Origin of the sequence: Streptomyces griseicoloratus, from assembly GCF_014534645.1 — a bacterium.
Taxonomy (GTDB): domain Bacteria; phylum Actinomycetota; class Actinomycetes; order Streptomycetales; family Streptomycetaceae; genus Streptomyces; species Streptomyces griseicoloratus.
In genome coordinates this window covers 42,915-63,437 of sequence record NZ_JACVQF010000224.1, presented here as the reverse complement: position 1 = coordinate 63,437, position 20,523 = coordinate 42,915, and the positions used below count along the sequence as shown (strand labels likewise).

Genomic DNA, 20,523 nt, shown 5'->3' with positions numbered 1-20,523 from the left:
CCCAGCCCCCGCCCGGCACGGTCCACCCCGGTCCCTGCCGCGCCCTACCTCCCCTCCCGCGCATACAGCACCGCCCCGTCCACCGTGCCCGCCTCCTCGTAGCCCGCCGCCAGCAGGCGGTGCAGGCTCGGTAGCCGTTCCGGGGCGTACGGTTTGCCGCGGGAGTCGTCGACGATCAGGGCCGGCGGGTGCGTGGCCAGTTCCTCGCGGAAGGTTCTCCAGCCGCCCTCGACGGCGTACGGCTCCCCGGTCCTGGTGCCGTCGCGGCCCCCGCTGTAGTTGGTGAGGAGGCCCGCGGTGAGGTAGCGGCTGGCCGGGGCGCGGCCGGCGAACCAGTACGCCTCGGGGTGCATGCCCCAGAACAGGACCCGGTCGCCCGGGCCGGTGCGGCGGGCGGCGGCGTCCGCGACGCGGCGGGCGTGGTCGAGTTCGGCGCGCGGCGCGAGCAGGCCCCAGGTCAGGAACAGTGCGCAGCAGCAGGCCGTGGCGAGGAGCGGGCCGGCCAGGCGGCCCGGGGGCAGCGCGCGCAGCGCGGCCGTGGCCAGCAGGGCCAGGGGCGGCAGGAGTTGCAGGTAGTAGTGGCCGAAGAAGTGCAGGCCCACCGTGACCGCCCCGGCCGAGGCGGCGAGCCACAGCCACAGGTCGGCCGTGCCGGTGCGGGCGGCGCGCCGGTTGTGCAGGACGGCGGGGACGAGGCCCGCGCAGGCGACGGCGAGGATCGTCGCGTTGGCCAGGGCCCGGCCCGCGACATGGAGCACGGAGCCGCTGAAAGAGGCGTAGGTGCCCGATCCCGTGACCGTCCAGAAGAGGAAACCCGCCGGGTCGGTGGCGAGGGCCGCGCCCAGGACCGGCGCCGCCGCCCCCGCGCCCAGCCGCAGCAGTCCGCCCCGCCGGGCGCCGCACAGCCACAGCACCGGCAGCAGGACCGCGCCGCCGGTCTGTTTGGCCAGGAAGGCGCAGCCGGCGGCGAGACCGGCCGCGCCCCAGCGGCGGCGGTCGGCGCACCACATGGCGGCCGCCGTGCCTGGCAGTATGAACACCTCGAACGTGGCCGCCTGCGCGTCCTCGGGGTTGAGTCCGACGGAGATCAGCAGGTACAGCACCCCGGCCGTGCGCCCCGCGCGGTCGCCCCAGCGGCGCCGGGCGAGGGAGGCGAGCAGCGCGGCGGTGGCGAGCTGGGCGAGGACCGCGAGGATCCGCACATACGTCAGGGAGTCGGGGCCGGCCACCGCGAACACGGCCTGGTACAGCCACGGCACCAGCGGCGGCTTGCGGTCGACGACCGTCTCGTACAGCTCGCCGCCGTGGGCCAGCATGCCGGCCTGTACGGCGAGATAGCCCTCGTCGGGGTTCCACAGCGGACGTGCGAAGGAGGGGGCGCGGGTGACGCAGGCCAGGGCCGCGAGCAGCGGCAGCAGGCGCGTCCAGTAGCCCGCACCGGCGCCCGCACCGGCACCGGCACCGGCACCGGGCCCGGATACGGTGCGTGACGGTACGACGGTCCCGGCGAGCATGCGCAGACGTTATCCGGCTCCGCACTTGCCGTCCAAAGGGGCATAAAGGGCGGACGGCTGCTATCGGTGAGCGGTGACGGCTACTGGGAGTCGCCGTCCGCCGGATGGGCCAGGGTCGCCCCGGCCTCTTCCTCACCGCGCGCCAGACGGCTGTGGGTACGGCCGTAGAGGAAGTAGACGACGATGCCGATCGCCATCCACACCGCGAACCGCACCCAGGTCTCGGCGGGCAGGTTCAGCATCAGCCACAGCGAGGCCGCCACCGACACGATCGGGAGCAGCGGCACCAAGGGGGTGCGGAAGGCGCGGGGCAGGTCGGGGCGGGTACGGCGGAGGATGATCACGCTGATCGCGACGATGACGAAGGCGAACAGCGTGCCGATGTTCACCAGCTCGGCGAGTTCACTCAGACTGGTGAAGCCCGCGACGATCGCGATGATCACGCCGAGCAGGATGGTCGGCCGGTACGGGGTCTTGAACTTCGGGTGGACGACGGAGAAGAAGCGGGGCAGCAGTCCGTCGCGGCTCATCGCGAAGAACACCCGGGTCTGGCCGAGCAGCAGGATCATGCACACCGTGGTCAGGCCGACGGCGGCGCCGAAGCTGATCACACCGGCGTAGAAGGGGTGCCCGGTGGCCTTGAACGCGTCGGCGAGCGGGGCGTCGACGGACAGTTGGCTGTAGTGCTGCATGCCGGTGACGACGATCGACACGGCGACGTACAGAGCGGTGCAGATGAACAGCGAGCCGAGGATGCCCCGGGGCATGTCGCGCTGCGGGTTCTTGGTCTCCTCGGCGGCCGTGGCGACGATGTCGAAGCCGATGAAGGCGAAGAAGACGACGGACGCGGCGGTGAAGATGCCCATCACGCCGAAGTTGGCCGGCGCCCACCCGAACATCAGCTGGATCAGCGGCGCGTGCAGACCACCGCCCGCCTCCACCGGCTTGGACTCCGGGATGAAGGGGTCGTAGTTGGCGCCGTCGACGAAGAACGCTCCCGCGACGATGACGATGAGGACGACCGCCACCTTCACGGCGACCACGACAGAGGTGATGCGCGCCGACAGCTTCATGCCGAGGACAAGGATGGCGGTGAGGAGCAGCACCAGGACGGCGGCGAGGATGTCGAAGCCGAAGCTGTCGGCGCCCTCCCTGCCGCCGAGCGCCTCGGGCATCTGCCAGCCGGCGTTGCTCATCAGCGAACGGATGTAGCCCGACCAGCCGACCGCGACCACCGCGGTGCCGAGCGCGAACTCCAGGACCAGGTCCCAGCCGATGATCCAGGCGGGCAGCTCACCGAGCGAGGCGTAGGAGAAGGTGTAGGCGGAGCCGGCCACCGGGACCGTCGAGGCGAACTCCGCGTAGCACAGCGCGGCCAGGGCGCAGACGACGCCGGCGACGACGAAGGAGAGGGCGACGGCGGGGCCGGCGTTGTTCTTCGCGACGGTGCCCGTCAGTACGAAGATGCCCGTGCCGATGATGACGCCGACGCCGAAGACGGTCAGGTCCAGCGCGGACAGGGATTTCTTGAGCGCGTGCTCCGGTTCCTCGGTGTCCCGGATGGACTGCTCGACCTTCTTGGTCCTGAAGAGGGTGCTGCTCACGGGTCCTCCCACGCTTGTCGTCCTCGACATGATCGAGAGGGGGCCTAGTGCGTATGCCCCGGCGTGGGTGGAATCACGCGGATGGGCCGGTTTCCCCACTGGGACGAGTGGAGAGACCGGCCCATCGGCGGTACGTCAGTCGCGCGCGGCCTCCACCGAGTCCACGTCGGCGCCCGGGCGCTCGTAGCGGGCGCCGTCGAGCCGCGCGACCAGGCCGGTGACCTGACGGGCGATGTCGGGAGCGGTGAGCCCGATCTCGGCCAGCACCTCGGCGCGGGAGGCGTGGTCGAGGAAGCGCGGCGGGATGCCGAAGTCGCGCAGCGGTACGTCGACGCCCGCGTCCCGCAGGGCCTGGGCGACGGCGGAGCCGACGCCGCCGACGCGGGAGTTGTCCTCGACGGTGACGACCACACGGTGCCGCTCGGCGAGCGGGGCCATGGCCTCGTCGACGGGCTTGACCCAGCGGGGGTCGACGACGGTGGTGGAGATGCCCTGCTTGTCCAGCAGGCCGGCGATCTCCAGGCACATCGGGGCGAGCGCGCCGACGGAGACCAGCAGGACGTCCGGCTTCTCGGTGCCGGGCGCGCGCAGCACGTCCATGCCGCCGACACGGCCGACGGCGGGGACGGCGGGGCCGACCGCGCCCTTGGAGAAGCGCACCACGGTCGGCGCGTCGTCCACCGCCACGGCCTCGCGGAGCTGGGCGCGCACCTGGTCGGCGTCGCGCGGGGCGGCGAGCCTCAGGCCGGGGACGACCTGGAGGATCGACATGTCCCACATGCCGTTGTGGGAGGCGCCGTCGGTGCCGGTGATGCCGGCCCGGTCCAGCACGAACGTCACGCCGCACTTGTGCAGGGCCACGTCCATCAGCACCTGGTCGAAGGCGCGGTTGAGGAAGGTGGCGTAGACGGCGAAGACCGGGTGCAGTCCGCCGTGGGCGAGGCCCGCCGCGGAGACGGCGCCGTGCTGCTCGGCGATGCCGACGTCGTAGACCCGCTCGGGGAACCTCTTGGCGAACTTGTCGAGGCCGACCGGCTGGAGCATGGCGGCGGTGATGGCGACGATGTCCTCGCGCTCCTCGCCGAGCCTGACCATCTCGTCGCCGAAGACGGACGTCCAGTCGGCGCCGGAGGTGGAGATCGGCAGACCGGTGTCGGGGTGGATCTTGCCGACGGCGTGGAAGCGGTCGGCCTCGTCCTGGAGGGCGGGCTGGTAGCCGCGGCCCTTCTCGGTGAGGCAGTGCACGATGACCGGGCCGCCGAAGCGCTTGGCGCGGGCGAGGGCGGACTCCAGGGCCTCGATGTCGTGGCCGTCGATCGGGCCGACGTACTTGAGGCCCAGGTCCTCGAACATGCCCTGCGGGGCGATGAAGTCCTTCAGGCCCTTCTTGGCGCCGTGCAGCGTGTCGTACAGCGGGCGGCCGACGACCGGGGTGCGCTCCAGGACCTCCTTGGTGCGGGCCAGGAAACGCTCGTAGCCGTCGGTGGTGCGCAGGGTCGCCAGGTGGTTGGCGAGGCCGCCGATGGTGGGGGCGTAGGAGCGCTCGTTGTCGTTGACGACGATGACGAGCGGGCGGTCCTTGGCGGCGGCGATGTTGTTCAGCGCCTCCCAGGCCATGCCGCCGGTGAGGGCGCCGTCGCCGATGACCGCGACGACGTGGCGGTCCCGGTGCAGGATCTCGTTGGCCTTGGCGATGCCGTCGGCCCAGCCGAGGACGGTGGAGGCGTGGCTGTTCTCGATCACGTCGTGCTCGGACTCGGCCTGCGAGGGGTAGCCGGACAGGCCGCCCTTCATCTTCAGCTTCGAGAAGTCCTGGCGGCCGGTGAGCAGCTTGTGCACGTAGGACTGGTGGCCGGTGTCCCAGAGCACCTTGTCCCTGGGCGAGTCGAACACGCGGTGCAGGGCGATGGTGAGCTCCACCACACCGAGGTTCGGACCGAGGTGGCCGCCGGTCTTGGACACGGCCTCGACGAGGAAGCCACGGATCTCCCCCGCCAGCTGGTCCAGCTCCTCCAGGCTGAGCCGGTCCAGATCGCGCGGTCCCGTGATGCGGGTCAGCAGCGGCACCCGTGCCTCCTTGCAGTAGAGCTGATCGAGCTGTTGCCGGGCCAGACGAGTCTAATGTTCCGCCTCGGCGGAACATCTCCGGGCGGTGCTTCGTACGTCACGCATTCGGCCGTACCCATCAAGTGACCGTCCTATGACACGGCTGCGCCCGGCACCGCCCTCGGTGCCGGGCGCGGGTCCCGTCGGAAGAACCGGTCCGGCTAGGCGCGGCCGGCCGTCTTCTGGGTCTTGCGGGTGATCGAGTCGATGACCACGGTGGTGAGCAGGACGCCCGCCGTGATCATGTACTTCACCGGCTCGGCGATGGACTCCAGCTGGAGGCCGTACTGGATCGAGACGATCACCAGGACACCGAGCAGGGCGTTCCAGGTGCGGCCCCGGCCGCCGAAGAGGCTGGTGCCGCCGATGACGGCCGCGGCGATCGCGTTCATCAGCAGGTCACCGGCGCCGGCGCTCTGGTTGGCGGAGGCGATCTTGGAGGCCAGGAAGAGGCCGCCGATGGCCGCGAACCCGCCGGAGATGGCGAAGACCGAGATCCGGATGGCGGTGACGTTGATGCCCGCGCGGCGGGACGCCTCGACGCTGCCGCCGAGGGCGAAGACCTTGCGCCCGTAGGAGGTGCGGCGCAGCAGGAAGTCCGTCGCGACCAGGAAGACCAGGAAGATCACCGTGGCCAGCGGCAGGCCCTTGTACTGGTTGTACATGAAGGCCGCGGCGAAGGAGATCACGGCCAGCAGCACCGTGCGCAGGACGGTGTCGCTGAGCGGCCGCGAGGGGATGCCGACGGCCTCCCGGCGGCGGTTGCCGAGGAAGGACGTGATGAAGAAGACGGCGGTCACCACGAGGGCGAGCCCGTAGGCGGCGGCCACGTCGGAGAAGAAGTACGTGGTCAGCTGGCCGATGAAGCCGTCGCTGTCCAGGTTGATGGTGCCGTTCTCGCCCAGCGTCTGGAGCATGAAGCCCAGCCAGAACAGCAGGCCCGCCAGCGTGACCGCGAAGGCCGGGGCGCCGAGGACGGCGAAGAAGAAGCCGTGGGCGGCACCGATCGCGGCGCCCGCGGCGACCGCGGCGAGGACCGCCAGCCACTCGGGCCAGCCCTGGTTCACCGCGAGGACGGCGGCTATGGCGCTGGCCGCGCCGCTGACCGAGCCGACCGACAGGTCGATCTCGCCGAGCAGCAGCACGAAGACGATGCCGACCGAGATCATGCCCGTGCCGACCATCGTGACGGTGATGTCGTTGATGTTCTGCGCGGACAGGAAAGCGGAGTTCAGGCTCTGGAAGACGACGCAGATGACGATCAGGCCGATGACGACCGGGATGGAGCCCAGTTCGCCCGCCTTGATCTTGCGCTTGAACTCGCCGACGTAGCCGGCCAGTCCCTGCTCGCGGACGAGCAGGCGCGGGTCGACCGCGGTCACCGCGGCGGCCGCGGCCTCGGGGTTCTCGACGGCGTGCGCGTCCTGCTCGGCCGTGGAGGTCTTGTCGGTGCTCACTTCGAAACCTCCCCGTTCGTGCGCGCCGCACGGCGGGTCACGGCGTTGTCGGTGGCGCCGGTGATGGCGGAGATGATCTCCTCCTGCGAGGTCGTCTTGACCTCGAAGACGCCGTTGTTGCGGCCGAGCCGCAGGACCGCCACCTTGTCGGCGACGGCCTTCACGTCGGCCATGTTGTGGCTGATGAGGATGACCGCGAGGCCGCGCTCGCGCAGCCGCTCGACGAGGTCGAGCACCTGGGCGGTCTGCTCCACACCGAGGGCGGCGGTGGGCTCGTCGAGGATGACGAGCTTGGGCTCGCCGAGCATCGAGCGGGCGATCGCCACGACCTGGCGCTGACCGCCGGAGAGGGAGGCGATCGGGATGCGGACGCTGGGGATCCGGATGGAGAGCGTGGTCAGCAGCTCGCGGCTGCGGCGCTCCATCTCGACCTCGTCCAGGACGCCGAACTTCTTCAGCTCACGGCCGAGGAAGAGGTTGCCGACGACGTCGATGTTGTCGCACAGCGCGAGGTCCTGGTAGACGGTCGCGATGCCCAGGTTCTGGGCGTCGTGCGGCTTGCCGATCGATACGGTCTTGCCTTCCCATTCGATGGCGCCTTCATCGATGGGGTGCACGCCGGCGATCGTCTTGACCAGCGTGGACTTTCCGGCGCCGTTGTCGCCCACCAGGGCGACCACCTCACCGGCGTGGACCTCAAGCTCTACGTCGGTGAGCGCCTGGACGGCACCGAACCGCTTGGAGACCCCGCGCAACGCCAGCACGGGCGTAGCGGACACGTGAACCATCTCCTTCGCCGCCTGACCCGGCGGGAGGTTGTGCAGAGAGTTTGGGGGGTGGGTGTTCCGTCCGGCGCCCCGCCTAGCTTGCGGGGCTGGTGTGTGCGGGGCGCCGGCGGAAGCCGCGTGCGGCCGGTCCCGTACGCGCGTCGTGCGGTACGGGACGCGCGACCGCCTACTTGAGGCCGAGCTTGTCGCAGGCGGCCTTGTACTTGGCCGTGCAGATCTCGTTGACCGTGTAGATGCCGTCCTTGATGACGGTGTCCTGGATGTTGTCCTGGGTCAGCGAGACCACCGGGACCAGCACGGACGGAACGTCCTTGGCGCTGCCGCTGGAGACCTTGTCCTTGGCGATCGTGCTCAGGTCCTCGCCCTTGGCGAGCGCCACGGCCATCTCGGCGGCGATGTTCGCCTCCTCCGGGTACGACTTGTAGACGCTCATGTACTGCTCACCGCTGACGATGCGCTGCACGCCCGCGAGTTCGGCGTCCTGGCCGGTGACCGGAACCTTGATGCCGGCGGCGTTCAGGGCGGTGATGATGCCGCCCGCCATGCCGTCGTTGGCGGAGTAGACGCCGACGATCTTGTCCTTGCCCAGCGCCGAGATCGCCGCCTCCATGTTGGCGTTGGCGTTGTCCGGCGACCACTCCTTGGTGTCGTACTCCTTGCCGACCTTCACCTTGCCGTCGAGGACGGAGTGGGCGCCGTCCTTGAACTGCTTGGCGTTCGGGTCGGTGACCGAGCCGTTCATCATGACGATCTGGCCGCTCTTGGCCTTGTCGCCCAGGGCCTTGAGCAGGGCCTCGCCCTGGGTCTTGCCGACGGCGGTGTTGTCGAACGACGTGTACGCGCTGATCGGGCCCTCGGCGAGGCGGTCGTAGGCGACGACCTTGATGCCCGCGTCCACGGCCTTCTGCACGGAGTTCTTGATCGCCTTGGCGTCCACGGCGTCGAGGATCAGCACGTCCACCTTGTTGGTGATCATCGTGTCGACCTGCTGCGCCTGGAGGCTCGCGTCCTGGCGGGCGTTGTTGTACTGGATCTCCGCCTTGTTGTTCGTCAGCTCCTTGATCTTCTTCTCGATCAGGGGCTTGTCGAACTTCTCGTAACGAGCGGTCTTGTTCTCCGGCAGGAGCAGGCCGACCTTGATGTCGTCGCCCTTCGCGGCGGCCGACGAGCCGGTCGAGTCGCTCTTGTCGCCCGACTCCTTGGCGCTGCCACAGGCGGCCAGCGAGACGGCCATCGCGGTGGCGGCAACGGCGACGGCGGCACGACGCATACGCGTGTTCACTTCAGAAACCTCCCTGACGAGGCCGCGTCGTTGCGGCCGAGGTGGCTGGAAGTCAACTCGGCCACACGTGCGACGTCAAGAAGTAAATCCTTAACGAGATGACAACGGTGCCATCCGTGCTCTAAGTGAAGGCAGGGGTGGCGGCAGACAGGGAGCCGGTGGCGGTTCCATCCAAAAGGGTTGAATCGCCCATCTCGCTGAGTGCGAGGGCGAGCGCCCCGAGCACCTCCGCACGGCCCCCAAGTGCCCCGGGAAGCACGGACAGTTGGCGCGCCGCACTGGGGATGGCGTAGCGGCCGACGGACTCCCTTATCGGCCCGAGCACCAGCTCACCGGCCTCGGCGAGATCACCGCCGAGCACCACACGGCTCGGGTTGAGCAGGTTGCAGAGGTTGGCGACTCCGCTGCCGATGTGACGGCCGACGTCGGCGATCACCCGACGGCAGCCCGGGTCACCGTCCCGCGCCAGCCGCACGACGCCCTCCATCGTCAGGTCGCTGCCATGGCTCGGCTGGAGGAGCGGCAGCACATAGCGCGCGGACGCGAAGGTCTCCAGGCAGCCCCGGTTTCCGCAGCGGCAGACGGGGCCGGCTTCATCCAGAGTAATATGCCCGATTTCGCCCGCTGTGCCGCCCGGCCCTCGATAGATCTTGCCGCTGATCACCAGACCGGCGCCGACACCGCTGGCGACCTTGATGTACGCGAGGTCCCGCACCCCCCGGCCGCTGCCCCAGACCAGCTCGCCGAGGGCGCCGAGGTTGGCGTCGTTGTCCACGTGCACCGGCACGCCGAGCCGCCCCCGCAGCTCCTCGGCGGGCCGGGTGCCGCCCCAGCCGGGCAGGATGGCGGTCGAGCCCAGCGTCCCGGACTCCACGTCGATCGGGCCGGGCACGCCGAGGCCCACCCCGGCGACCTTGGACCGGTCGACGCCGGTCGCCTCGATCAGCCGCTTGACCAGCTGTTCCGCCCGGTCGAAGCCCTGTGCCGCCGAGGCGTCGACGTCCAGCGGCTCGGACTCCTCGGCCAGCACCTGGTGGGCGAGGTTGCCGACCGCGACGCGCAGATGCGTATGGCCGAAGTCCACGCCGATGACGATGCCCGCGTCCCCGCTCAGGGAGACGCTGCGCGCCCGCCGGCCGCCCGCCGAGGTGGGGGTGACCTCGACCGTTCCGCCGTCCTTCAGCTCCCGGACGATGTTGGAGACGGTGGCAGCGGACAGGCCCGTCGTCCTCGCGATCTCCGCCTGAGTGAGCGACCCGGCGAGCCGTACGGCCCGTACGACCCGCTCCAGGTTGGCTCGGTGCAGCGACGACTGCGACCCCGGAGTCTCCACGACGACCTCCTGCGCGCGGGGCCGCTTCGATGAGGCCCCGTCCATGTCCAACTAGTGAACTCTAAGCTGAGCCGTTCGGGTCGCCTCCCGTCAAGAGGTTGAACCGCATCCGGGTGCCCCGCACACACAACCGCACACGCACGCGCATGCCGCCCCCGGCGGTGCGGGAGCGGCATGGGCGGGGTGTGCGGGAGGGCTACTTCAGGGCGCCCGCCGTGAGCCCCTGGACCACCTGGCGCTGGAAGACGATGTACGCGGCCAGCACCGGCAGCATCGCCATCACCAGGCCGGCGAACAGTCCCGACCAGTCGCCCTTGTACCCCTGGCTGACCGCCAGCTGCACCAGGCCCTGGGTGAGGACGTGCTTGTCCGGGTCGGTGTTCAGCACGGTCGGCAGCATGTACTGGTTCCACTGCCCCAGGAAGTTGAAAATCCCCACGCTGATCAGGCCGGGCTTGGCCATCGGCAGCATGACCTGGAAGAACGTCCGGGTGTGCGAGGCCCCGTCGACGAACGCCGCCTCCGCCACCGACGTCGGCAGGGTGCGGAAGAACGCGGTCAGGAAGAACACCGTGAAGGGCAGCGAGTAGGCGATGTAGACCAGGATCAGCCCGTGGATGGTGTTCAGCAGCCCCATGTTGTCGACGACGTAGAACAGGGGCACCAGCGCGAGCATGATCGGGAAGCTCATGCCGCCGATGAACAGGTAGTAGATGAACCGGTTGCCCGGGAAGTCGAACCGGGCCAGCACGTAGGCCGCCATCGAGCCCAGCACCAGGGTGCCCACGAGGGAGCCGCCCACCACCAGGACGGTGTTGAGGAAGTAGTCGCTCATGTGGGCCTGGGACCAGGCCCGCGACCAGTTGTCGAAGTGCAGCTTGTCGGGGAGCGACCAGGGTGAGCCGAAGATGGAGGCGTCGTCCTTGAAGGACGTCATCACCGCCCACACCAGCGGCATGGCGACCATGATCGCCCAGATGACGAGGATGCCGTGGGAGAAGACGTTGAGGGTGGTGCCCTCCTTCTTCGTCTTCCGGGCGCCGCCGGCCGGGCCGTCGGTCTTGCGGACCGTGGCGCCGGACTCGGCCGGTACGGGGGCGGGGGTCTCGGTCGTCTTCATCTGATCAGTACTCCAGCCGCTCGCGCCGGCCCAGCCGCATCACGACGGCGGCGAAGGCCAGCGTGACGATGAGCAGGGCGACGCCGATGGTGGTCGCGTAGGCGGCCTGACCGTCACGGAACGCCTTCTGGTACACGTACAGGACCATGACGGTGGTCGAGTAGTCGGGTCCGCCGGGCCCGGTCGTCATGATCTGTACGACCGCGAACGACTCGGCGCCGAGCGCGAGGATGCCCATGTACACCCAGCCGGACTGCACGGTGTCCCACAGCAGCGGCAGGGTGACCTTGAAGAAGGTGGTGAAGCGGCTGGCCCCGTCCAGCAGCGCGGCCTCGTAGAGCTCCGCCGGGATGGAGGCCATGCCCGCGGAGAACAGGACCACGAAGAAGCCGACCGTGGACCAGACCAGCACCGCCATCACGCACCACAGGGCCAGGTTCGGATCGCCCAGCCACAGCGGCTGGATGGAGTCGAGGCCGATCCCGCGCAGCAGCGAGTTGATCGCGCCGCTGTCCGGGTTGTACGCGAACGCGAACAGCAGGGCGACGATCGCGATGGAGAGCACCTGCGGGAAGAAGTAGACGATCTTGTAGAAGGCGGAGCCGCGGACGCCGGTGATCGCCGGCCCGCCCCGGCGGCGCCGCCCGCCCACGTTGATCATGAAGGCGAAGAACAGTGCCAGACCGAGGGTCACGAACGGCACCAGGAGGGCGAACATCACGCTGTGCTGCAACGACTTCCAGAAGATGTCGTCGTCGAGCATCCGCGAGTAGTTGTCGAAACCGACCATCTTGAAGTCGGGACTCAGTCCCGTCCAGTCCGTGAACGAGTAGTAGATGGACTGGATGAACGGCCAGACGACGAAGAGCGCGTACAGCCCCAGGGGAACCGCCAGGAACCCCACGATGAACCGGTACTTGCCGTGCTGCATGGCTAACGACCCCGATCTGCGCGCGGGTACCGCCGCCGGGACCCGTCCGACGACCGCGCGTCGGACAGGTCCCGGTGACGGATCCTCACTGGTGCTTGTAGTGCTTGATCGACGAATCCTTGGCGGCCTCGTCGGCGAAGCCCTGGATCTTCTTGATGGCCTCGGCCGGGGTGAGCCGGCCGGCCATCATCTCGCCGAGGCCGGCGACGCCGATCTTCTCCTTCTGGAGCTGCACGTACCAGTCCTGCAGACGGGGGTTCACCACGTTGTCCCCGGCCAGTTCCAGCGCCGCGACACCGGCTTCGAGGCCGGGGGTGAGCTCGATGCCGTCGGTGCCGCCGTTGAAGGCGGTCAGCGACTTCACCTTGCTGGTGAAGTTCTTCGAGGACGCCTCGCTGAGCATGATGCGCAGCTGCTCCATGCCGCCCGCGCCGTTCTTCGCCTTGGCCGGGACGATGAAGGGCTCGCCGCCGGAGGCCCAGATGGTGCCGAAGGGCATCTTGTCGGAGTCGTCGATGCCGGGCGGGGCGGAGACGGTGACCTGGAAGTCGGCGGGGATGACCTTGGCGGACTCGTTCTCCACCCACGAGCCGTTCGGGTGGAACAGCGCGTCGCCCTTGGCCCAGGCGGTCTGCGACTGGATGTGGTCCAGGCCCGGGGTGCCCTTGAGGATGTAGCCCTTCTTGTAGAGCTCGTACCAGGCCTCGAAGACCGTCTTGACCGCCGGGTGCTTCCAGGCGTTCGGCTCCAGGTTGTCGATGGAGTCGAGCACCTCGGCGCCGCCGACCTTGGCGATCATCGGGTACATCGAGAAGGGGATGTAGTACGGGTACTTGCCCGCGTAGGTCCAGCCGGCCATGCCCTTCTTCTTGGCCTTCTCGCAGACCGCGAGCATCTCGTCCCAGGTCTTCGGGTACTCGGCGTCCAGCGAGTCGAGCGCCTTCTTCGAGTACCAGTTGCCGTACACCGTGTAGGCGTAGTACAGGATCCAGACCTTGTCGCCGTCGAACTGGCCCATCTCCACGATGCCGGGGCGCAGCGTGTCGCGGACCTTCTTGTTCGGGTCGTCGTAGGACGGGGCGTCCAGCAGCTCGGTGAGGTCGGCGAGCTGGTTCTTGCCGACGAGGACGCCCATGTCCATCTGCTCGGCACCGGAGTTGTCGATGAGGTCGGGCGGGGTGCCCTGGTTGAAGCGCGGCTGCAGGGTCGACTGGATCTTCTGCGTCGCCGAGAACTTCACCTTCGCCTTGGGGAAGTTCTTCTCGTAGATCTTCACGGCGTCCTCGGCGTACTCCTTGCCGAAGCCGCCGTCGAAGAGGACGAATTCCATCCCGGCGCTGTCATTGACGCCGAGCGGGTTCTTGGCGGTCTTCTCGCCCGACTTCGCCTTCTCCTGGTCGTCGCCGCCGCCGCTGGCGCAGGCGGACAGGAAGCTCATCGTCGGTACGGAGATCAAACCGAACGCGGCTGACCGCTTGATCAGATCGCGGCGTCCGACGCCGGTGCCGTTGTTCTCGGCGGAAGTGGATCCCATGCTCAAGTCCTCGCCTTCTCCAGGACTCAGGCGGTGAACCGGATCCTTCCCGGCACCGCGGTCGGGTCTAGCTGGGTCGTGCAGGAAGTACGGGTGGTGCAGTTCGGGCGCCTTGGAGGTTCCCCCCACGGATCCCCCGGTGGCCGACAGGTATAGTCCACTTCCGGTCGGCGGAGCAAGATCGAATGCAAGGTTGACCATACGTCTTTTCCGAGTTGAGACCTCGCGGAAATATGAGCGGCCTGTGTGCCCCCGGGAGGAAAAATCCCCGGCTCCCGACCGGTACGCCACAGCCAACACCCTTGACACCATTGGCACCTTCACGCACTACTAGTCCTTGCGCTTCGAATTTGACAACGTTGTCCATTCTCCGAGCGAGCGCAGGGAGGGGTGCTGGCGCATGCGGCACAGAGTTCGGCACAGATGGGGTCCGGCGGTCGTGGTGACGACCGCCTTCGCTTTGGCGGCGGGTTCACAGGGCGCCGCGGTCGCCCTGCCCGCCGCGCCCGAGGCCGCCGACCGGGAGTTCGCGTCCTCGTTCGAGGCGGACGATCCGGCCCCGGACTGGCTCAGTACCGTCGACACCGCCGCGGACGGCAGCAAACGGGCCGCGGGCGTGGACGGCGGGTACAGCTCCGGCATACCGGGCAACGTCACCGACCACGTCACCGACGTCCGGGCGAGCGCGGAGAACACCGCCGGCGGCGAGGTCAAGGAGAACCTCGTCGACGGCGAGCCGGGCACCAAGTGGCTGGCCTTCGAGCGGACCGGCTGGGTCGAGTTCGACCTGGACGCGCCCGTCAAGGTGGCCCGGTACGCGCTGACATCGGCCAACGACCACGCCGAACGCGACCCGGTGGACTGGACCCTCAAGGGCTCGGCGGACGGCACGAGCTGGCAGACGCTGGACACCCGCACGGGGCAGTCCTTCTCCGAGCGGTTCCAGACGAAGACCTACGACCTCGCCGGGGCGGCCGAGTTCCGGCACTTCCGGCTGGAGGTCACGAAGAACAACGGCGGCGACATCCTGCAGATCGCCGACGTGCAGCTCTCCACCGGCGAGAGCGGCGGCCCCGCCCCCGAGGACATGCTCACCCTCGTCGACCGCGGCCCGAGCGGCTCGCCGACGGCGAAGGCGGGCGCCGGCTTCACCGGCAAGCGCGCGCTGCGGTACGCGGGCCGGCACACGGCGGACGGACGGGCGTACTCGTACAACAAGGTCTTCGACGTCGACGTGAAGGTCGGCCGCCGCACCGAGCTGGCGTACCGGATCTTCCCGTCGATGGCGGACGGCGACCTCGACTACGACGCCACGAACGTCTCCGTCGACCTCGCCTTCACCGACGGCACCTACCTCAGCGACCTGCGCGCCACGGACCAGCACGGGTTCGCGCTGACGCCGCGGGGGCAGGGCGACGCGAAGGTGCTGTACGTCAACCAGTGGAACAACGTCGAGTCGGCCATCGGCTCGGTCGCGGCCGGCAAGACCGTCGACCGGATCCTGGTGGCGTACGACTCCCCCAAGGGCCCGGCCAAGTTCCGCGGCTGGCTGGACGACGTGGCGATCAGGACCGCCGAGCCGGAGCGGCCGAAGGCCCATCTGTCCGACTACGCGCTGACCACCCGGGGCACCAACTCCAGCGGCGCCTTCTCGCGCGGCAACAACTTCCCCGCGACGGCCGTGCCGCACGGCTTCAACTTCTGGACGCCGGTCACCAACGCCGGTTCGCTCAGCTGGCTGTACGACTACGCGCGCGGCAACAACGCGGACAACCTGCCGACGCTCCAGGCGTTCAGCGCGAGCCACGAGCCGAGCCCGTGGATGGGCGACCGGCAGACCTTCCAGGTGATGCCGTCCGCCGCCTCCGGCACCCCGGACACCGGCCGTGAGGCCCGGGAGCTGGCGTTCCGGCACGAGAACGAGACGGCGCGGCCGTACTACTACGGGGTGCGGTTCGAGAACGGCCTGAAGGCCGAGATGGCGCCGACGGACCACGCGGCGGTGATGCGCTTCACCTACCCCGGTGACGACGCGAGCGTGATCTTCGACAACGTCAACGACCAGGCGGGCCTGACCCTGGACGAGGAGACGGGCACCTTCAGCGGCTACTCGGACGTGAAGTCCGGGCTGTCCACGGGCGCGACCCGGCTCTTCGTCTACGGCGAGTTCGACCGGAAGGTGACGGCCGGCGACGCGAGCGGCGTCAAGGGCTGGCTGCGCTTCGACGCGGGCGAGGACCGCACGGTGGGCCTGCGCCTGGCGACCTCGCTCATCAGCGTCGACCAGGCCAAGGACAACCTGCGCCAGGAGGTCCCGGAGGGCACGTCCTTCGAGAAGGTCAAGCGGGACGCCCAGAAGCAGTGGGACCGCGTCCTCGGCAAGGTCGAGGTGGAGGGCGCCACGCAGGACCAGCTGACCACGCTGTACTCCAGCCTCTACCGGCTGTACCTGTACCCGAACGCGGGCCACGAGAAGGTGGACGGGAAGTACAAGTACGCCTCGCCGTTCTCGAAGATGCCGCAGCCGGACACCCCGACGCACACCGGCGCCAAGATCGTGGACGGCAAGGTGTACGTCAACAACGGCTTCTGGGACACCTACCGCACGACCTGGCCGGCGTACTCCTTCCTGACCCCGTCCAAGGCCGGTGAGCTGGTCGACGGGTTCGTGCAGCACTACAAGGACGGCGGCTGGACCTCGCGCTGGTCCTCCCCCGGCTACGCGGACCTGATGACCGGCACCTCCTCGGACGTCGCCTTCGCGGACGCCTACGTCAAGGGCGTCGGCTTCGACGCGAAGGCGGCGTACGACGCGGCCGTGAAGAACGCCACCGTCGTGCCCCCGTCGTCGGGCGTGGGCCGCAAGGGCATGGCCACCTCGCCGTTCCTCGGCTACACCAGCACCGAGACGCACGAGGGCCTGTCGTGGGCGCTGGAGGGCTACCTCAACGACTACGGCATCGCGAAGATGGGCGAGAAGCTCTACAAGGAGACCGGCGAGAAGCGCTACAAGGAGGAGTCGGCGTACTTCCTCGACCGCGCCCGGGACTACGTCAACATGTTCGACGCGAAGGCCGGCTTCTTCCAGGGCAAGGACCTGGCGGGCAAGTGGCGCGTGGACTCCGAGAAGTACGACCCCCGTGTGTGGGGCCACGACTACACGGAGACCAACGGCTGGGGCTACGCCTTCACCGCCCCCCAGGACAGCCGCGGTCTGGCCAACCTGTACGGCGGACGGGGCGGCCTCGGCGACAAGCTCGACGAGTACCTTGCCACGCCCGAGACGGCCTCCCCGGAGTTCGTCGGCTCCTACGGCGGCGTCATCCACGAGATGACCGAGGCGCGCGACGTGCGGATGGGCATGTACGGCCACTCCAACCAGGTCGCCCACCACGCCCTGTACATGTACGACGCGGCCGGGCAGCCGTACAAGACGCAGAAGAACGTCCGCGAGGTGCTCTCCCGCCTCTACACCGGCAGCGAGATCGGCCAGGGCTACCACGGCGACGAGGACAACGGCGAGCAGTCGGCCTGGTTCCTCTTCTCCTCCCTCGGCTTCTACCCGCTGGTGATGGGCAGCGGCGAGTACGCCATCGGCTCACCGCTGTTCACCAAGGCGACCGTCCACCTGGAGAACGGCCGCGAGCTGGTCGTGAAGGCGCCGAAGAACAGCGCGAAGAACATCTACGTGCAGGGGCTGAAGGTCAACGGCAAGCGCTGGAACTCCACCGCGCTCCCCCACTCGCTGATCGCCAAGGGCGGCGTCCTGGAGTTCGACATGGGCCCGCGCCCCTCTGCGTGGGGCACCGGCAAGGACGCGGCGCCGGTGTCGATCACCCAGGACGACGAGGTGCCGACGCCGCGCGCGGACGCGATCGTGGGTGACGGCGCGCTGTTCGACAACACCTCGGCGACGGACGCGACGGTGACGTCGGTGGACCTGCCGGTGCCGTCGAAGGGCATCAAGGCGGTCCAGTACACCCTGACGTCCTCCGCGGACCGGGCGAAGGCCCCGACCGGCTGGAAGCTCCAGGGCTCGTCCGACGGGACGACGTGGCGGACCCTGGACGAGCGCTCCGGTGAGTCCTTCGCGTGGGACCGGCAGACCCGGGCGTTCTCGGTGAAGTCGCCGGGCACGTACACGAAGTACCGCCTGGTCCTGGACGGCGAGCACACGCTGGCGGAGGTGGAACTGCTGGCGTGAGCGGATGAGACACGGGTGGCGGGTCCGGGCTCTGGCCTGAACCCGCCACTCCCGCGTGTCGCCCCGTTCCCCGCACGTGACGCATGCACCAGAATGAGCGGGCGCCCGCGGCGGACGCCGGCCGGCGCGTCACCGGAGGGGGAACAGATGCGGACGACCATCGGCAGAAGGCTCACGGGGCTGCTCACGGGTGCGCTCCTGGCCGCGGGGACCCTGTTCGCGACGGCCGCGCCGGCCCAGGCCTACGACCCGGATCCCAGCGTCTCCACGTACTACCGCGACACCGACACCTGCCCGTGCAGCGGCGGCACGCTCACCGACCCGTTCGACGGCACCTACTTCGCGCACGACGCGGGCGGCACCGCCGTCAAGATGGAGCTGAACGACGCGGGCTGGTTCATCGGCAAGGTCGAGTTCCACCCCAACGACGAGAAGCTCTGGGTCTACGACACCAAGAACGACGGCGACACCTTCTACGTGGCCGTCGGCTACTCCTCCGGTGGTTCGTACCACGACCTCGGCACCTTCTCCGCCCCGGGCACCTCCGAGACGGTGGACCTCACGGTCAAGGACTTCGACATCCCCGACGGCGCCTACGTGGACATCACGGTCTACGACGGTGAGGGCCGTGCCGACCTCATCGCCGCCGCGCGCGGCACCGGCGGGGCGGTCGCCTGACGCCATGGACGTCGACCCGGCCTGGCTGCCCGCCGCCGCCTTCCGCGCCGTCGGCGCCCGGCGCACCCTCGTCCGCGGGGCGGGGCCGCTCGTGGACACGGTGCGCGCCGAAGTGGCGCGGGCGTGCGAGCGGTTCGGCGGCCGCGTCGTGCCCAAAGGCACCCCGGCCGGCCTGGTGCTGGAGCTGACCGGCGGTGCCGGCGGTGCCGGCGACGAGGAGGCGTTCGCGTGCGTCCGCGAGGGCGGGACGACGACCGTCACCGCGCACGGCGGACGCGGGCTGCTGTACGGCCTGTTCCACGTCGTCCGGCTCGGCGAGGACGCGTTCCGCGGCGAGTGGGAGCGCGAGGAGCACCGGCCGACGGTGGCGCTGCGGATGCTGGACCACTGGGACAACGTGGCCGTGCACCCGGTGATGGGCCAGGTCGAGCGCGGTTACGCGGGCGGCTCGCTGTTCTGGGCCGACGGACGGGCGCGCGGGGATCTGGAGCGGGTGCGGGCGTACGGCAGGCTGCTCGCGGCGTGCGGGATCAACGCGGTCGCCGTGAACAACGTCAACGTGCACGCGACCGAGGCGCACCTGCTGACCGACCGGATCGGTGAGGTCGCCGGGATCGCGGACGCGTTGCGGCCCTACGGCGTGCGGACGCACCTGTCGGTCAGCTTCGCCGCGCCGGTGGTCCTCGGCGGACTGCCCACCGCCGACCCGCTGGACGAGCGGGTCCGGGCCTGGTGGGCCGCGGCCACGGCCCGGGTGTACGAGGCGATACCCGACTTCGGCGGGTACGTGGTGAAAGCGGACTCCGAGGGACAGCCGGGCCCGTTCGCGTACGGGCGCACCCACGCGGACGGTGCGAACCTGCTGGCCGCCGCCCTCGCACCGCACGGCGGCACCGTGCACTGGCGGGCGTTCGTCTACGACCACCGCCAGGACTGGCGGGACCGGACGACGGACCGGGCGCGGGCCGCCTACGACCACTTCGTGCCGCTGGACGGGGAGTTCGCCCCGAACGCGGTCCTCCAGGTCAAGCACGGGCCGATGGACTTCCAGGTCCGCGAGCCGGTCTCGCCGCTGATCGGCGCCATGCCGCGCACCCGGCTCGCGGTGGAGGTGCAGGCCACCCAGGAGTACACCGGGCAGCAGCGGCACGTGTGCTGGCTGGGCCCGATGTGGAGCGAGGTGCTGCGGTTCCGGCCGGACGGCGAGGTGCCCGCCGGGCGGCTGGCGGACGGGCTCGTGGCCGTGTCGAACGCCGGCGACGACCCGTTCTGGACCGGCCACCCCCTCGCCCAGGCCAACCTCTACACCTTCGGGCGCCTGGCCTGGGACCCGGCGGCGGACCCGCTCGCGGTCCTCGACGAGTGGATCGCGCTGACCCACCCCGGGGCTCCGGAACGGCTGGCCGCCGGGCTGCACGCGGTGCTGGACGGTTCCTGGTCGACGTACGAGAAGTACACCGCTCCGCTCGGGGTGGGCTTCATGGTGCAGCCGGGGCACCACTACGGGCCGGGCGTGGACGGCTACGAGTACAGCCCGTGGGGCACCTACCACTTCGCCGACCGCGACGGCGTCGGCGTGGACCGCAGCGCGGCGACCGGCACCGGCTACGCGGCACAGTACGCCGGGCCGTGGGCCAAGGTGTACGAGTCGCCGGACACCTGCCCCGACGAACTGCTGCTGTTCTTCCACCACGTGCCCTACGGCCATGTGCTGCACAGCGGCAAGACGATGATCCAGCACATCTACGACACGCACTTCGAGGGCGTCGAGGAGGCCGAGGAGGCCCGCCGGGTGTGGGCGGGCCTCGCGGACCTGGTGGAGCCGGCCCGGCACGCCCGCGTGGCCGAGCGGTTCGAGGAGCAGCTGCGCAGCGCCCGCGAGTGGCGCGACCAGGTCAACAGCTACTTCCTGCGCAAGTCCGGGGTGCCGGACGAGCGGGGCCGGACGATCTACTGAAGCCGCAGGACCGCG

13 protein-coding genes are annotated in these 20,523 nt (G+C 69.8%); 3 read left to right on the top strand and 10 right to left on the bottom strand.

Going from position 1 to position 20,523, the window contains the following annotated elements; all coding sequences use genetic code 11:
• Positions 1 to 44 precede the first annotated feature (44 nt).
• The 10 genes from H0H10_RS32075 to ngcE form a co-directional block, all read right to left on the bottom strand.
• Positions 45 to 1,514 carry a glycosyltransferase family 39 protein gene (locus tag H0H10_RS32075; RefSeq protein ID WP_188184674.1) on the bottom strand — a complete coding sequence of 490 codons (1,470 nt, stop codon included), beginning with the start codon at positions 1,512 to 1,514 and terminating at the stop codon, positions 45 to 47.
• A gap of 80 nt (positions 1,515 to 1,594) precedes the next feature.
• A complete protein-coding gene (locus tag H0H10_RS32070) occupies positions 1,595 to 3,118 on the bottom strand; it encodes an amino acid permease (RefSeq protein ID WP_188184673.1) in 1,524 nt (507 codons plus the stop codon).
• 135 nt (positions 3,119 to 3,253) lie between these two features.
• The gene (dxs, locus tag H0H10_RS32065) at positions 3,254 to 5,185 is read right to left on the bottom strand and encodes a 1-deoxy-D-xylulose-5-phosphate synthase (protein WP_188184672.1); all 1,932 of its coding nucleotides are present in this window, start codon (positions 5,183 to 5,185) and stop codon (positions 3,254 to 3,256) included.
• A gap of 200 nt (positions 5,186 to 5,385) precedes the next feature.
• Positions 5,386 to 6,681, bottom strand: a complete 1,296-nt coding sequence (locus H0H10_RS32060; protein ID WP_188184671.1) for a sugar ABC transporter permease — start codon at positions 6,679 to 6,681, stop codon at positions 5,386 to 5,388.
• Positions 6,678 to 7,469 (bottom strand): ATP-binding cassette domain-containing protein, encoded by a 792-nt coding sequence (locus H0H10_RS32055; RefSeq protein WP_188184670.1) that lies wholly within the window; start codon positions 7,467 to 7,469, stop codon positions 6,678 to 6,680. The genes H0H10_RS32060 and H0H10_RS32055 overlap by 4 nt, the downstream gene beginning before the upstream one ends.
• A gap of 166 nt (positions 7,470 to 7,635) precedes the next feature.
• Positions 7,636 to 8,739 (bottom strand): substrate-binding domain-containing protein, encoded by a 1,104-nt coding sequence (locus tag H0H10_RS32050; protein ID WP_188184738.1) that lies wholly within the window; start codon positions 8,737 to 8,739, stop codon positions 7,636 to 7,638.
• A 133-nt stretch (positions 8,740 to 8,872) separates the two neighbouring features.
• Positions 8,873 to 10,084 (bottom strand): ROK family transcriptional regulator, encoded by a 1,212-nt coding sequence (locus H0H10_RS32045; protein ID WP_188184669.1) that lies wholly within the window; start codon positions 10,082 to 10,084, stop codon positions 8,873 to 8,875.
• Positions 10,085 to 10,280: 196 nt separating this feature from the next.
• A complete protein-coding gene (locus H0H10_RS32040) occupies positions 10,281 to 11,204 on the bottom strand; it encodes a carbohydrate ABC transporter permease (protein ID WP_188184668.1) in 924 nt (307 codons plus the stop codon).
• A gap of 4 nt (positions 11,205 to 11,208) precedes the next feature.
• Positions 11,209 to 12,135: a carbohydrate ABC transporter permease gene (locus tag H0H10_RS32035; RefSeq protein WP_188184667.1), complete on the bottom strand. Its 927-nt coding sequence runs from the start codon at positions 12,133 to 12,135 to the stop codon at positions 11,209 to 11,211.
• Positions 12,136 to 12,220: 85 nt separating this feature from the next.
• On the bottom strand, positions 12,221 to 13,669 hold the full coding sequence (gene ngcE, locus H0H10_RS32030; RefSeq protein WP_188184666.1) for an N-acetylglucosamine/diacetylchitobiose ABC transporter substrate-binding protein: 1,449 nt from the start codon (positions 13,667 to 13,669) through the stop codon (positions 12,221 to 12,223).
• A 400-nt stretch (positions 13,670 to 14,069) separates the two neighbouring features.
• On the opposite strand from ngcE, the gene H0H10_RS32025 reads away from it, so the two are divergent.
• The 3 genes from H0H10_RS32025 (at position 14,070) to H0H10_RS32015 (ending at position 20,508) form a co-directional block, all read left to right on the top strand.
• A complete protein-coding gene (locus H0H10_RS32025; RefSeq protein ID WP_188184665.1) occupies positions 14,070 to 17,873 on the top strand; it encodes a GH92 family glycosyl hydrolase in 3,804 nt (1,267 codons plus the stop codon).
• Between the two features lie 147 nt (positions 17,874 to 18,020).
• Complete coding sequence (locus H0H10_RS32020; protein WP_188184664.1) at positions 18,021 to 18,551, top strand: hypothetical protein; 531 nt, start codon at positions 18,021 to 18,023, stop codon at positions 18,549 to 18,551.
• Positions 18,552 to 18,555: 4 nt separating this feature from the next.
• Positions 18,556 to 20,508, top strand: coding sequence for an alpha-glucuronidase (locus H0H10_RS32015; RefSeq protein WP_188184663.1), 1,953 nt, complete (start codon positions 18,556 to 18,558; stop codon positions 20,506 to 20,508).
• Positions 20,509 to 20,523: the final 15 nt, after the last annotated feature.